The organism is Streptomyces sp. CBMA29 (genome assembly GCF_014596445.1).
In the GTDB taxonomy this organism is placed as follows: domain Bacteria; phylum Actinomycetota; class Actinomycetes; order Streptomycetales; family Streptomycetaceae; genus Actinacidiphila.
Genome location: NZ_MECL01000136.1, coordinates 1 through 13,748, shown reverse-complemented (window position 1 = coordinate 13,748; position 13,748 = coordinate 1). Strand labels below are relative to the sequence as shown.

8 protein-coding genes are annotated in these 13,748 nt (G+C 71.6%); 5 read left to right on the top strand and 3 right to left on the bottom strand.

Going from position 1 to position 13,748, the window contains the following annotated elements:
* Positions 1 to 68 precede the first annotated feature (68 nt).
* Positions 69 to 686, top strand: coding sequence for a hypothetical protein (locus tag BGM09_RS18955; protein ID WP_188282821.1), 618 nt, complete (start codon positions 69 to 71; stop codon positions 684 to 686).
* 123 nt (positions 687 to 809) lie between these two features.
* Positions 810 to 1,763 carry a GNAT family N-acetyltransferase gene (locus tag BGM09_RS18950; protein ID WP_188282820.1) on the top strand — a complete coding sequence of 318 codons (954 nt, stop codon included), beginning with the start codon at positions 810 to 812 and terminating at the stop codon, positions 1,761 to 1,763.
* 84 nt (positions 1,764 to 1,847) lie between these two features.
* Here BGM09_RS18950 and BGM09_RS18945 read toward each other — a convergent pair whose 3' ends face one another.
* A complete protein-coding gene (locus tag BGM09_RS18945) occupies positions 1,848 to 3,074 on the bottom strand; it encodes an FG-GAP-like repeat-containing protein (protein ID WP_188282819.1) in 1,227 nt (408 codons plus the stop codon).
* A gap of 167 nt (positions 3,075 to 3,241) precedes the next feature.
* A complete protein-coding gene (locus BGM09_RS18940) occupies positions 3,242 to 7,531 on the bottom strand; it encodes a glycoside hydrolase family 3 C-terminal domain-containing protein (RefSeq protein WP_188282818.1) in 4,290 nt (1,429 codons plus the stop codon).
* 450 nt (positions 7,532 to 7,981) lie between these two features.
* On the opposite strand from BGM09_RS18940, the gene BGM09_RS18935 reads away from it, so the two are divergent.
* Positions 7,982 to 11,242, top strand: a complete 3,261-nt coding sequence (locus tag BGM09_RS18935; protein ID WP_188282817.1) for a family 78 glycoside hydrolase catalytic domain — start codon at positions 7,982 to 7,984, stop codon at positions 11,240 to 11,242.
* Positions 11,243 to 11,414: 172 nt separating this feature from the next.
* Entirely contained in the window at positions 11,415 to 11,717 is a 303-nt protein-coding gene (locus BGM09_RS18930) for a DUF1330 domain-containing protein (protein WP_188282816.1), read from the top strand.
* A 31-nt stretch (positions 11,718 to 11,748) separates the two neighbouring features.
* On the opposite strand, the gene BGM09_RS18925 is transcribed toward BGM09_RS18930, so the two are convergent.
* Positions 11,749 to 12,288, bottom strand: a complete 540-nt coding sequence (locus BGM09_RS18925; RefSeq protein ID WP_188282815.1) for a hypothetical protein — start codon at positions 12,286 to 12,288, stop codon at positions 11,749 to 11,751.
* 124 nt (positions 12,289 to 12,412) lie between these two features.
* On the opposite strand from BGM09_RS18925, the gene BGM09_RS18920 reads away from it, so the two are divergent.
* Positions 12,413 to 13,636, top strand: a complete 1,224-nt coding sequence (locus BGM09_RS18920) for a cytochrome P450 (RefSeq protein WP_188282814.1) — start codon at positions 12,413 to 12,415, stop codon at positions 13,634 to 13,636.
* The last annotated feature ends 112 nt before the right edge of the window (positions 13,637 to 13,748 follow it).

The following is a 13,748-nucleotide window of genomic DNA, read 5'->3' as shown; positions in this document are numbered from 1 at the left end:
ACCGGAGGCGCTCAGGGCCGGGCGGCTCCGGCGGGCGCAGCGGGTCCAGCGGGAGGGGGACGGCCCGGATGGCGATGGACAGCGGGTCGGCGACATGGGCGAACGGACCTCAGCCGCCGAGCGGCCGATGTCTGGTCAGTGTCGAACTCGGCGTCGAATTCCCCGTCGAACTCGCCCTCGCGCAAAGGGACATACCCACGGCCTCGGTGGCCGACCGACCGGCGCCCGCGCTCTCGCTTGCCGTACGGACGCCGGGGCGGCAGGCCGTCCTCTCGGCCGCCCCCGGCCCGGCCCTGCCGGGTGAACACCGCGTCCTGGACGAGCACTTCGTGGTCGACGCGGACACCCACGAGGCGCCGAAGTGGCGGCAGCTCGCCGATGTGCTCTACGGCAGCAGGTCGCGCTCGGCAGGGGACGCGAGCCGCTGGCTGCTGGCCGTCGCCGCGGCGCACGACACCTGCCGGATTGCGGCCGTTCCCCTGGTCAGGGACGGCGGTTGGGCGGTGCTCGACACCACGGACCGGCAGATCACCTTCGTACCGGTGACGACATCGCTGCGGCCGTGGTTACTGCCGTCGTGCCTGCTCGGCTGGCTGACGGCGGGCGGCACACTCCAGGAACTGGCCGACGCCCGGCTGGACTGCTTCCCCGCCGAGTCGGACGGCCCGCGACCCGCAGAGGGCTGAGCCCCGGTCCGGCTCTGCCGCCGAGGTCGGTGACGACACGCCCGCTCCGTGTTCCCGGCCGCCGCGACCGGTGGCCCGGAAAACGGTTCGACGGCTCCGCCGCGTCCTGGCACCGTGGCGACCATGACGACCCTCGAGCTGCTGACCGCCGCGGACGTACAGCTCATGCAGGAGATGGCGCAGCGCGTCACCGCCGCGCGCCCTGACCTGGTGAACACCGACGCCTCGTACGGCGAGCTGGCGTGGAACTGGGGCAAGGGGCACGCCGTCGGCGGCGCGAACTGGCCGCGGCGGCTGTGGTTCTCCGGCGGGCAGCCGGTCGCGTGGGGCTGGGCCCAGCTTCCGCACCGGCTGCGGCGCAGCGACGGTTCCGTGCGGGACGCGACCGGCGCCTATCTGGCGTATCAGGTCCACCCCGACCACGCGAGGCTGGTCGACGAGGTGATCGACTGGTTCCACGCCACGACGCCGGACGTCGAACGGACGGTGGTGCCGAGCGGCGCCGACGCGTTCGGCCTGACGCGGTGGGCGGCGCGCGGCTACGAGCCCGATCCGGCCTCGCTCGGTGAGAAGGGGTCCTGGACGCAGCTCAACGCGCGGGAGCTGACCGACGTCGAGGAGCCGCTGCTGCCGGACGGATTCCGGTTCCGCACCGCCGAGGAGGCAGGACCGCGGGCCGCTTTCCAGGCTCACGTGGACGCGTGGGCGCCCTCGACGTACACGGCCGAGAGCTACGAGGGTGTCCGGCGGGCGACGGGCTACCGCGCGGATCTGCACCTCCTGGTGGAGGCGCCGGACGGGGCGATGGCGTCCTCGGCCGTCATGTGGCTCGACGAGGCCAACGCGACCGTCGAGTTCGAACCGGTCGGCACCCATCCGGCCTACCGGCGTCTGGGGCTGGCCAGGGCGATGCTTCTGCACGGCATGCGTCGCGCGCGGTCCGCCGGGGCCACGCACGCGACCGTCGCCTGCCTGGGCGCGCCGGGCTATCCGGCGGCGCGCGCCCTGTACTACGGCGTCGGATTCCGGGAATTCTCGCGGGACGCGCCGCTGATCAGGGTCCGCGCCTCCGGCTGAGCGGCCCGCGCAGGGCACCGCCGGATCAGCGCGGCGATCGGCGAACCGACCGCCGCGCGTGACCTCCGCGACTCCCTGGCGGGCTCAGAACAGGGCGTCGCCCTCGGACAGGCTCACGCGCGCGCCGGTGTCGAAGACGCCCTCCGACGTACCCGCCGAGTACACGCGCATCTGCCCCGTGGTGGCGGCCACGAGATCGGGCAGCAGATCACCGGTCAGGTCGCCGATGCCGAGGAGCGTGGTGAAGGGCGTCCAGCCGCCGGTGCCCGCCAGGACGCGGGCGCCGAGGCGTCCGTGGCCGTCGCCCGGATAGAGCCACAGCTTGCCCGTGGACAGCTCGGTCACGACGAGGTCGGGACGGCCGTCGCCGGTCAGGTCGCCGGGGGCGGCGAAAGCGCCCATCACGTTCCATCCGGGGCCGACGAGCAGGCGGGTGCCGAAGGTGCCGTCGCCCCGGCCGGGGTACATCCACAACTGGCCGGTGGTGTCGCGCGCCAGCAGATCGCCCTTGCCGTCGCCGTCGAGGTCTCCGGCGGCGGTGACGGCGGTCATCGTGTTCCAGCCGGGACCCACCAGGAGCCGGGCGCCGAAGGTGCCGCGGCCGGTACCCGGATACATCCACAGCCGGCCGGTGGTGTCGCGCGCCAGCAGGTCCTCCGTGCCGTCGCCGTTGAGATCGCCGTGCCGGGTCAGCGCCGACATGGAGTTCCAGCCGGAGCCCTCAAGACCCGCGCTGCCGTCGCCGGGCAGCCGCCACAGCTTTCCGGAGTACGTACGCAGCAGCAGGTCCTGGCGGCCGTCGCCGTTGAGATCGCCGAACGGCTGGGCCGGGCGTTTGAAGACTCCGTACGGCGCGATCCACGGCAGGTACTCGGGACCTCCCTGGCACTCCCGCATGGTGTGTGCCCAGCGGAAGGAGCTGAGATTGTGGTCGAGGGTGGCGCCGGGGCTGGTGAACCGCGACAGCTCCCAGCGGTCGTCGCCGGTGCCGGTGGTGTCGGCCTCGACGTCGTGGACGGCGTCGAGGTACTGGTAGTCGGCCAGGCTGTACATGCACAGGGCGTGGTAGCCGGTGCGGTTGTAGACCGAGGACGCCTTGTCGTCCCAGGCGCCGAGCGTCGGCTGCGCGGCGGTGTAGGACGTCATGGTCCCCTGGCCGCCGGGCTGGTCGAACAGACACAGGGCGCCCTGCGGGCAGCGGTCGTAGCCGGTCGCGGCTTGCGCGGGGGCGACTCCCCCGGCCACGAGTCCGAGCGCGACAGCGGTGGTCAGTAAGGTGGCGCGCAGCGAGGCGCGCGGTGAGATACGCATGATGGTCCCCCCAAGGAACATCCGGCCCGCCGGGCGGGTGCGGGCCGGGCACACCTTAGTCGCGCCCGGCCCGGCGTGTACGGCACTCGGCGGTACCGTTCCCCGCCCGGGAGGGGTGGACGGGGAACGGCGGTCATGGTCCGGCGGGTCCGTCCGCCGGGCGGACCCTAGGTGACGGTCAGGGCGAAGACGTGCAGTCGGGTGCCCGCCTGATCGCCGGTGACCGTGGTCGGCAGGGTGACGTACGCCAGCGTCCTGCCCGGAGCCAGGGGGACCTTGGTGGCGTACAGGCTGACGGCGGTGTCGGCCGGATAGCCGCTGTTCGGGGGACGGTTCCAGCGGGGTGCGGTGACGACGGGTTCGTCCTCGGGGAGCGGCGTGCTCGGGGTCCAGTTGGTGAGGGCGAGGGTGAAAGGGGCGGTGCTTCCGTCGGTGTACGTGAGGGTGCCGATGCCCGATCCGCTGCCGTTGTTCGCGGCGCCGAGGAGCCACAGGGCGGATCCGTTCTTGTCCACCGCGATGTGCTGACCGGCCGCGACCACGTTGTCCGCGCCGCCCGGTGCCGGGTCCGGCCAGGTGAAGGTGGCCTGGCCGTGTGCGACGGGCTGCCCCGGCGTGACGCCGACGTCGGCGAGGGCCTGGGCGGAGTAGCTGAATCCCGCGCCGTCGAAGTCGGCCGCGCCGGGCGCGGTCTCGTCGCCGACCCCGGTGTTGTCGTAGGCGGCGGCGAGCGATCCGTACAGCAGGGGCAGTGCGAGCGATCCGCCGTCGAGCGGGTGGTCGTGGCGGGCCACGGTGACGGTGCCGGTGAGGTCGAGCGCCGCGGAGGTGGCTTTCGCTCCGACGGTGACGGTCAGCTCGGCGGTGCCGGTGGCGCGTGGGCGCAGGGTCACCGCGGCCTTGGCCGGTGTGACGGTGACTCCGGTCGGTGCCGTGATGTCGGCGGCGACGGTGACGGTCTGGTCGGTCGCGTTGCGCAGGGTGAGGGTCGCGGGGAATGCGGTGCCGGTGCGTGCCAGCTTGGTGGCGGAGGTCAGTCGCGCGTCCACCAGCGGCGCGGTGGTCACCTGTTGGCCGCCGGAGACGCCGAATCCGCCGGACGCCGTAGCCGTCGCGGTCAGCCGCCACAGGCGGTTCTGCGCGTCGGCGGGCGGGGTCACCAGCCATGAGGTGTGCGGGCGGGTGCGGGGGTCGACACGGTTGAAGGTGGCGGGCGTCAGGGCCCGTACGGTCCATCCGGCGGGTACGCCGAGGCCGAGCCGGACGTGCTGGAGCGTCCGCGTGCCGCCCGCGGTGAGGGTGGTCGTGACCACGTTGCCGTGAACGGGGTCGAGCGCGGCGGGGGCCTGTGTGGTGACGGTACGGGCTCCGGTGGTCGTGGTGAGGGTGTGGGCGCCGGTCAGCGGCAGATCACGGGAGGAGTTTCCGACGTAGATCCGGTACGTGCCCGGAATCGTCGTCCACGCGTGGGCCGTGGAGTCCCAGGTCCGCAGGTCGTCAGGCGCGAGGGTGAAGGTGACGCGTCGCGACTGTCCGGCCCGGAGGGTGACGCGCTGGAATCCCTTGAGCTGCTTGGGGGGTTCACCCGCGCCCGCCGGGGCGCCGACGTAGAGCTGGGCGACCTCGGAGGCGGTACGGGTGCCGGTGTTCTTCACCGTCGCGGAGACCTTCACCGGCCCGGTCGTGCCGGTGACGCCCGGTGAGACGGTGAGTCCGCTGAACGAGAAGGACGAGTAGGTCAGGCCGTAGCCGAACGGGAAGAGCGGGGTGAGGTGGTGGGCGTCGTACCAGCGGTAGCCGACCTCGAGTCCCTCGCTGTAGTGGTAGTTGGTGGTGTTGGTGGCGACATCGACGGCGCCCGGGTAACGGGACGGGTCGGCGGTCGGCAGTTGCGCCATGCTCGCGGGCCAGGTCTGGGGCAGCTTGCCCGAGGGGTTGACGTCGCCGAACAGGACGGAGGCCAGTGCGGCGCCGTTCTGCTGGCCGCCGTACCAGGACTCCAGGACGCCGTCGACCTTGTCGAGCCACGGCATGAGCACGGGCGCGCCGGTGTTGAGGACGACGATCGTGTGCGGGTTGGCCGCGGCGACGGCGGCGACGAGGTCGTCCTGCGCGCCGGGCAGGGTGAGATTCTGCCGGTCGCCGTCCTCGCTCTCGTCGTCGTTGACGACGACCACGGCGACGCTGTCCTGCCTGGCGGCAGCCGCCGCGGCGGCGATGGCCGCGGTGTCGGGCACCTGCCAGCCCAGGGTGACCGAGCCGTTGCTCGGCGGGCTGGTCGGCGTCCCGGCGACCGGTCCCGTGGGGCCGTTGACCGGCTGGTAGTTCTCGACCGTGATCGACGTCCGCACGCCGCCCTTGAGGCGGATCGCGGACACGCCGGGGCCGTACTGCGCCCAGTCCTGGAAGACCGGCTGCCCGTCGACGGTCATCCGGATGCCGCCGGTGTTGGCCATCGAGAAGGTGTACGTGCCGGTGACCGGCGCCGTCAGATAGCCCTTCCACCGCACGGAGAATCCGGCCGGGTTGACGCCGGGGCCGGGCGCGGCCGTGTAGTGGTCGTCGATGTCCGGCTCGACGCGGGTGAGCGCGGGGGCGCCGGACAGGTCGAGGTTGTTGAAGTACGTTGTGGTCAGGCCGGGTTGGCCGTCGCCGGTGGTGAAGGTCGCGGCCGGTACGGTCGGCAGCTTGTCGGTCACGCCGGGGACGCCGACTCCGGTCCTGCCGATGGCGACCTGGGCGCCGGTGCCGTCCGCGCCGAAGGCGGTCAGTTCGGCGATCGACCACCAACTGTCGGCGGTGCCGGTCTGTTCGATCCTGATGTAACGGGCCTGCCGGGCGGTGAAGGTCGCGGTGACGACCTGTCCGGTGCCGGCGCCCTCGGCGACCGGGTCGCCCCATGCGGCGCCGTCCGAGGAGAGCAGGACGCGGTAACCACGGGCGTAGTCGGTGCTGTTGCCCGCGTCCAGAGTGACCCGGTCGATGCTGTGCGAGGCGCCCATGTCGACGCTGACCCACTGGCCGTCGGCCATCGGCGCGCCGCTGGACCAGCGGGTGCCCGCGTTGCCGTCGACCATGTTGCGCGGCTGGTCTGAGGGGCCGGCGGAGGAGGACGCCTGTGCGGCCCAGGAGCCGAGGTAGTCGACGCGGCCCTTCGTGCCGAGCCGTTGGGCGATGCCGTCGGCGACGGTGACGACGGACGAGGCGTCCACGGGTACGTGCGAACTGCCGCCGCCACCGGTGATCGGCGCGTCCTTGGCGGCGGCGCCGATCACGGCGACCGTGGGCGTCCTGGCGGGGTCGAGCGGGAGCAGCCGGCCCGCGTTCTTCATCAGGACGGTGCCCCGCGCCGCGATGTCGCGCGCGGTGGCGACGTGCGCGGGGGTGGTCGCGGTCGCGGCGGGCGAGCCGGGCGTGGTGTCGAAGAGGCCGTAGGCGAATTCCTCGGTGAGCAGCCGGACGACCTTGTCGTTGAGCACGGGCATGCCGACCTGCCCGGAGCGGACGGCGTCGGCGAGCGGCTGTCCGAAGTTGCCGGGGGCGGGCATGGTGAGGTCGAGACCGGCGTTGGCGGCCTGGACGGTGCTGCGGGCGCCGTCCCAGTCGGTGACGACGAATCCGTCGAAGCCCCAGTCCTGCTTGGCGGTCCGGTTCAGCAGATACGCGTCCTCGTTGGAGTGGACGCCGTTGACCAGGCTGGTGGCGGCCATGACGGAGGCGGCGTCGCCCTGCTGGACGGCCTGTTTGAACGCCGGGTAGTAGATCTCGTTCAGGGTGCGTTCGTCGACGATCGCGTTGCCGTTGTTGCGGTTCTGCTCGGTGTCGTTGGCCGCGAGGTGCTTGAGGTCGGCCATCACGCCCTGGGACTGGACGCCTTGGACGTACCTTGTGGCCATCGCGCCGGACAGGTAGGGGTCTTCACCGGCCATCTCGAAGACGCGCCCGCCGCGCGGGTCGCGCTCCAGGTTCACATCGGGTCCGAGGTTGACGCTGACGCCCTTGGTCTTCGCCTCGGCGCCGACGACCTGTCCGTAGGCGGTCTCCACGGCCGGGTCCCAGGTGGCGGCGGCCGCGACCGGAGCGGGCATGGCCGTCGTGCCGCCCATCACCACGCCCGCTCCCCCGTCGTTGAGGTTCAGCGCGGGAACGCACAGCCGGGGTATGGGGGCCACCACGCCCGCGTAGCCGGGGAGTTGGCTGCCGTGGGTCATCGACAGCTTCTCGTCGGTGGTCATCCGCGCGAGCACCTGCGCGGCCCGCTGTTCAGGAGCGGCCTTGGAGTGCAGCCAGGGGCAGGAGGCCGGGCCGCTGTCGGCCGCGGCCTGTCCGGTGACGGCGGGCAGCAGTCCGGTGGCCGAGGTGAGCAGCAGGGCGGCGGTCAACGCCCGTACGAGCCCGGCCGGTCGGGCTCGTACGGGCCGTCCGCCGTCGGGCCGCGCTGCGGTGTGTGCGGTCATCGGTGTCCCCTCTGGAGTACGTCGCGCGGTGCGCGGCCGAGATGCGGCGCTGCCTGCGCGGTCAATCGATTCAGTCCGCCGTCGCGCCGGACGGGCCCGTCTCACAGGGGTGCTGGGCGGTCGGTTTCCGGGCGCGGGCCACGGGGAGGCGCCGTACCCGAAGCGGAGCAGACCATTTAACGATTCAACATGAGCCGTGGAGAACCTAAGTCCATCTCAGCAGCGGGTCAATAGGCGTGTGCTCGGAATTGCACCAAAGACCAAGACCGGGAAATTGAAACGTCTTTCAATGTCGACAACGATGTCTGCTCCGATGGATGGGGCGCGCACCTCCGGATGGCCGCAGCACGGAACCGGTCCGCGTCATACGTATTGACGCCCCGCCACCCGCTCTCATACGTTTCTCACGCCCCAATGGAGTGAATCGTTTCACTCACTGCAAGGAGTCCGATGTCCGGTTTTGCGCGGGAAAAACTGTCGTACGGGATCGCCGTCGCGGCCCTGGTGACGTCCCTGTCCCTGGGCGGCGCGCCCTTCGGTCATCCCTCGGCCGCGCAGGCCGCGTCCGGCGGAGTCTTTGTGGGTGAGCTGACCGCTGACGCCACGACGGATCCGCTGGGCATCGACGATCCGCGTCCCGCGCTCGGCTGGAAACTGCGCGCCGCGGCCAACGGCCAGCGGCAGAGCGCCTATCGGGTGCTGGTGGCGAGCAGCGCGGCCCGGCTGAACTCCCCGAAGGCGGACGTCTGGGACAGCGGCCGGGTGGCGACGGACGATTCGACCGGCGTGCCCTACGGCGGTCCCGGGCTGGAGTCCTCCCGCACCTACTACTGGAAGGTGCAGGTCTGGGACGCGTACGGCCGGGCGTCGGCCTGGAGTCCGGTCGGGCACTGGGAGATGGGCCTGCTCAACTCGGCGGACTGGAAGGGCGCGCGGTGGATCACTCCGGACACCGGCGCCGCCGCCTCCTGGTCGGATTTCACCCTGGACACGGACTTCACCATCAAGGCGGGCGCGGCAAGCGTCCTGTTCCGCGTCAAGGACAGCCGCGACTACTACATGTGGCAGATCAACGCGGCCTCGACGCCCGGCAAGGTGCTGCTGCGCCCGCACGTCCAGAAGGACGGCTCCTTCGCCACCCTCGGTGAGGTCGACCTCAGCCCGGTGATCACCACGGCGAACGCCGGCGCGCCCCACCACCTGACCGTCAGGGCGGACGGCGGCACGATCACCACCTCGGTCGACGGCACGCGGGTGGACACCCGGACCGACACCACCTTCACCGCCGGAACCCTGGGCTTCCGCACCTCGACCACCGGCAATGTCGCCGAGGACGCCCTGTACGACAACATCGTGGTGCGCGGCCTGGACGGAGCCACGCTGTTCTCCGACGACTTCTCCGCCTCGCCCGACCCGTACTTCCCCGACTCGGCGATCACCGACGGGCAGCTCGAACCCAAGGGCGACCCGACGCTGCTCGACCCGAACCCCGCGGCGCCCCTGCTGCGCAAGGGCTTCACCCTCGACAGCCGGAAGAAGGTCACCAGGGCGCGGGCGTACGTCTACGGCCTCGGCTTCTACGAAATGCACCTCAACGGCGCGAAGGTCGGCGACCGGGTGCTCGCACCGGCGAGCACGCCGTACGACCAGCGTGATCTGTACGCCACCTACGACATCACCAGCTCGCTCAAGCAGGGCGCCAACACGGTGGGCCTCTGGCTGGGGAACGGATACGGGCCGCGGTTCAGCCCGTACGGCTTCCGCTGGACCGGGCCGAAGCAGGCCGTCGTGATGCTCGATGTCAGCTACTCCGACGGCACCCGACAGAGCGTCGTCAGCGACGACTCCTGGAAGTGGTCGACCGGCGCGATCACCGCCAATGACCTCTACGCGGGCGAGAGCTACAACGCGCGGCTGGACAAGCCGGGTTGGGACCGCGCCGGGTCCGACGACTCCGGCTGGCAGCCGGTGCGGACGGTGGCGGCGCCCTCCGACAAGCTCGTCGCGGACACCATGCCGCCGGTCAGGGTGACGGACACGCTGCGCGCGGTGAAGCTGACGCAGCCTCAGCCCGGCGTCTACGTCTACGACTTCGGGCAGAACATCGCGGGCTGGGAGCGGCTGCGGGTGACGGGCCCCGCCGGGACGACAGTGAAGATGCGGACGGCGGAGGAGGTCGGCGCGGACGGGATGCTGGACACGGCCACCAACAGGTCGGCGGCGTCGACCGACTCCTACACCCTGGCGGGCACCCGTACGGCGGAGACGTACGAGCCCCGCTTCACCTACCACGGCTTCCGCTACGTCGAGGTCACCGGCTTCCCCGGCAAGCCGGCCCTGAGCAGTCTGGACGCGCGCGTGGTGCACGCCGACGTGGCCTCGACGGGCGCCTTCTCCTCCTCCGACGCGCTGCTGAACCAGATCTGGCGGAACAACCGGTGGAGCGTCCTCAACAACTCGATGAGCGTCCCGACCGACAATCCGGTCCGCGACGAGCGGACGCCTCCCGGCATGGACGTGCAGGCGTATCACGACGCGTCCACCCGTGAGTTCGGCATGGACCGCTACTACGCCAAGTACCTCCAGGACATGCCGCCCGGCACGGCTCTGCCGAACGACGCGGGCAACGCGCAGCAGCCCGACATGGGCGGCAACCAGGTCACGCTGGCGTGGACGCTGTACGAGCAGTACGGCGACCGGGCGACGCTGGCGGCCACGTATCCGGCGATGAAGGCGTTCGTCGACACGAACGCCGCCGAGGTGCCGGGGCATGTCTGGCCGAGCGACCGGGGCTTCGGCGACTGGTGTCCGCCGGACCGCGGTGCCAACGCCAACGGCGGGCGCGGCGGGCCGAACGCGGGCGCCTGCACCAGCGAGGTGTCGGTGGTGAACACGGCGCTGTCGTACCTCCAGGCGGTGGATGTCGCCAAGTCGGCGACGGCGCTGGGCCACAGCGCGGACGCCGCCCGCTACGGGACGCTGGCGCAGGACATCAAGGACGCGTTCAACGCCGCGTTCCTCAACGCGGCGGGCGACACCTACGGGGACGGCCGGCAGACCACGAGCGTGCTGCCGCTGGCCTTCGGCATGGTGCCCGCCGCGAATGTGGCGGCCGTCGGACGGCAACTGGTCGCCACCATCACCGAGAAGGACGGCGGACACCTCGACACCGGCATCTTCGGCACCCGGTACCTGATGGACGCGCTCGCCGCGATCGACCGGATCGATGTGGCGATGACGGTGCTGGACCAGCGCACCTACCCCGGCTTCGGGTACGAGATCGGCCAGGGCGCGACGAGTTCGTGGGAGCAGTGGACGTACTACTCCAACATGGAGACCCACGACCACGCGATGTTCGCCGGTATCAACGCCTCGCTCTACACGCGGTTGGCGGGCATCCAGCCGACCGGGCCGGCCTACCGTACGGTGACGGTCGCGCCGCGGATCCCGGCGGGGATGCGGCACGCCGTGGCCTCGATCGCCACCCCGCTCGGCACGGTCGCCAGTTCCTGGACCGTCGCGAACGGCCGGACCACGCTCGACGTCACGGTGCCGGTCGGCTCGACCGCGACCGTCCGTGTGCCGCTGCCCGACGCACGGCATCCGCGGTTCGAGGCCACGCACGGTGCCCGACTGCTGCACAGCGACGGCCAGGAGGCGGTCTACGCGATCGGTTCCGGCCACTGGCGGTTCACCGCGACGCAGCGGTGAGCCGGTCGCGGGCCGGAGCGTGACAGTCACGCCGATTCCCGCACGGAGCGAGGACTTTGGGGACCATTGCGCGGCCGTCCCGAATTCGGCATGCTGAGCGCCGGATCACGTGTGATCCACCGCGTTCCACGTCACGTGACGTATGTCGCAGCCGAATTCGGGGAGACCGCAGATGACCGCGTATGTCCTGCTGGAAATCCAAGTGACCGACATGGCCGCCATGGCGGACTACCGGGAGATCGCGCAGAAGGCCGTGGCCGAATTCGGCGGCGAGTACCTGATGATCAATGCCAGGCCCGAGGCCGTCGAGGGCACGTGGGACGGCGCCAAGGGACTGACGCTGCTGTCGTTCAGCAGCGTGGAACAGGCGCGGGCCTGGTACGACTCGGACACCTACGCGCCCGGCATCGAGATCGCCAAGAAGGCGACCGTACGGCGCCTCGCCATTCTTCCCGGCTTCGGCGAAACGGTCTGACCGGTTCGGCGCCGTATACGGTCGGCGCGGATCAGGGCAGTTCGAGCATCGGCTCGCCGCAGGACTGGCATTCGGCGTACACATCGAGGTCGTTGAGGATCTCGGCGTATTCGCCGTGTCCCTTGAGCGCGGCCGTGGCCGCGAGCAGATAGCCGGTGGTGACCTGGTCGTGCTCGCCCGCCACCAGCGTCTCGCCGAGGAGGGCCAGCGACTCGGGGAGCGCCTGCCGGTACGCCTGCGCGAGGTCGTCGGGCAGGCCGTCCCAAACCTGTCCGTACTCGCCAGAGCACATGGCGACGAGCCCGATCACGTACAGGTAGTCGTCCCTCTCGGCCGCCGGGAGGCCGCGTGCGATGGCGACGATGTGCGGCACGGCGGCGTACGCGGCGGGCCAGGCGGTGCCCTCGGAGCAGAGGTACGGCCACAGGTCGCCGAAGCGTTCGCGGTCGGCGGGGTGGTCGAGCAGATGGCGCAGTTCGTCGGGCACGTAGGGGGCGTCGGAACCGCCCTTGCCGTTCGACCAGTCGCGGTGGTCGAGGGTGGGCCAGCGGGGGTCGTCCAGAGGCAGCATGGCCAGGAGTGTAGGGGCCGGCACGGGGCGCGAAAGCGCCTAGGTGCGGCTGCCCGCCGTGCCCTAGCGTCGTGACCGCCCGCATGCCGTACGCGCCCGTGAGCACGGAAGCAGAGGACGTATCGTGACCGTCATACCGCAGCCGCCCGACATCCTCTCGCCGCAGTTCGCGGCCGACCCGTATCCGGCCTACCGGGTCCTGCGGGAGCACTACCCGGTCGTCTTCCACGAGGGCACCGGCAGTTGGCTGCTGTCGCGGTACGAGGACGTCGAACGGGCTTTCCGGGACCCGGTGTTCACCACCGACAACTACGCCTGGCAGCTCGAACCGGTGCACGGCGGGCGGACCATCGTGCAGATGAGCGGGCGGGAGCACTCCGTCCACCGGGCGCTGGTGGCACCGGCCTTCCGCGGCCGGGAGTTACGGGAGCGGTTCCTGCCGGTGATCGAGCGCAACGCGCGCGATCTGATCGACGCCTTCCGCGACGCCGAACAGGCGGACCTGGTCGACCAGTTCGCCACCCGCTTCCCGGTCAATGTGATCGTCGACATGCTCGGGCTCGACCGCGAGGACCACGACCGCTTCCACGCCTGGTACGCCGCCGTGGTCGGCTTCTTCGCCAATCTCGCGCAGGACCCCGAGGTCGCCGACGCCGGGATGCGCGCGAGCCGGGAACTGGCCGCGTATCTGGTGCCGATCATCCACCGGCGGCGGGCCGAGCCGGGTGAGGACCTGCTGTCGTCGCTGTGCACGGCGGAGATCGACGGCACGGTGATGACGGACCAAGACATCACCTCGTTCGTGAGCCTGCTGCTGTCCGCGGGCGGTGAGACCACCGACAAGGCGATCTCCGGGATGTTCCGCAATCTGCTCGCCAGCCCGGAGCAGTTGGAGGCCGTGCGGGCCGACCGCGACCTGGTGCCCGCGGCCTTCGCGGAGTCCTTGCGGTTCACTCCCCCGCTCCAGATGATCATGCGGCAGCCGGCGCAGGACGTCACGCTCCACGGCGTCACCATCCCGGCGGGCGCGACGGTCACCTGTCTGATCGGCGCGGCCAACCGGGACGAGCGGCACTACGAAAGGCCCGACACCTTCGACATCCACCGCACGGACCTGACCACCGCGAACGCCTTCAGCGCCGCCGCCGACCACCTGGCGTTCGCGCTCGGGCGGCACTTCTGCGTGGGCGCGCTGCTGGCGAAGGCCGAGGTGGAGGTCGGCGCCAACCAACTCCTCGACGCCTTCGCCGAGATGGGCTTCGCCGACGGCACCCCGGCACCGGACAGCGGGGTGTTCGTCCGCGGTCCGCTGCGGCTCGACCTGAGCCTCACGCCCGCGGCGACCTGACCCGCGGCGCCGGACGCGGGCCGAACGGGCCGCGGCCCTGTCGCAGGGTCGCGGCGGCCCGCGCCGGGCGCAGGATGCCCGCCTGGAGGCGGCGGGCCGCGTCGATGTGGTC

Excerpts from the sequence above, each read along its gene's own strand:
- BGM09_RS18955 (WP_188282821.1), top strand. The coding sequence starts at position 69 with ATGGCGATGGACAGCGGGTCGGCGACATGGGCGAACGGACCTCAGCCG.
- BGM09_RS18950 (WP_188282820.1), top strand. The coding sequence starts at position 810 with ATGACGACCCTCGAGCTGCTGACCGCCGCGGACGTACAGCTCATGCAG.
- BGM09_RS18945 (WP_188282819.1), bottom strand. The coding sequence starts at position 3,074 with ATGCGTATCTCACCGCGCGCCTCGCTGCGCGCCACCTTACTGACCACC.
- BGM09_RS18940 (WP_188282818.1), bottom strand. The coding sequence starts at position 7,531 with ATGACCGCACACACCGCAGCGCGGCCCGACGGCGGACGGCCCGTACGA.
- BGM09_RS18935 (WP_188282817.1), top strand. The coding sequence starts at position 7,982 with ATGTCCGGTTTTGCGCGGGAAAAACTGTCGTACGGGATCGCCGTCGCG.
- BGM09_RS18930 (WP_188282816.1), top strand. The coding sequence starts at position 11,415 with ATGACCGCGTATGTCCTGCTGGAAATCCAAGTGACCGACATGGCCGCC.
- BGM09_RS18925 (WP_188282815.1), bottom strand. The coding sequence starts at position 12,288 with ATGCTGCCTCTGGACGACCCCCGCTGGCCCACCCTCGACCACCGCGAC.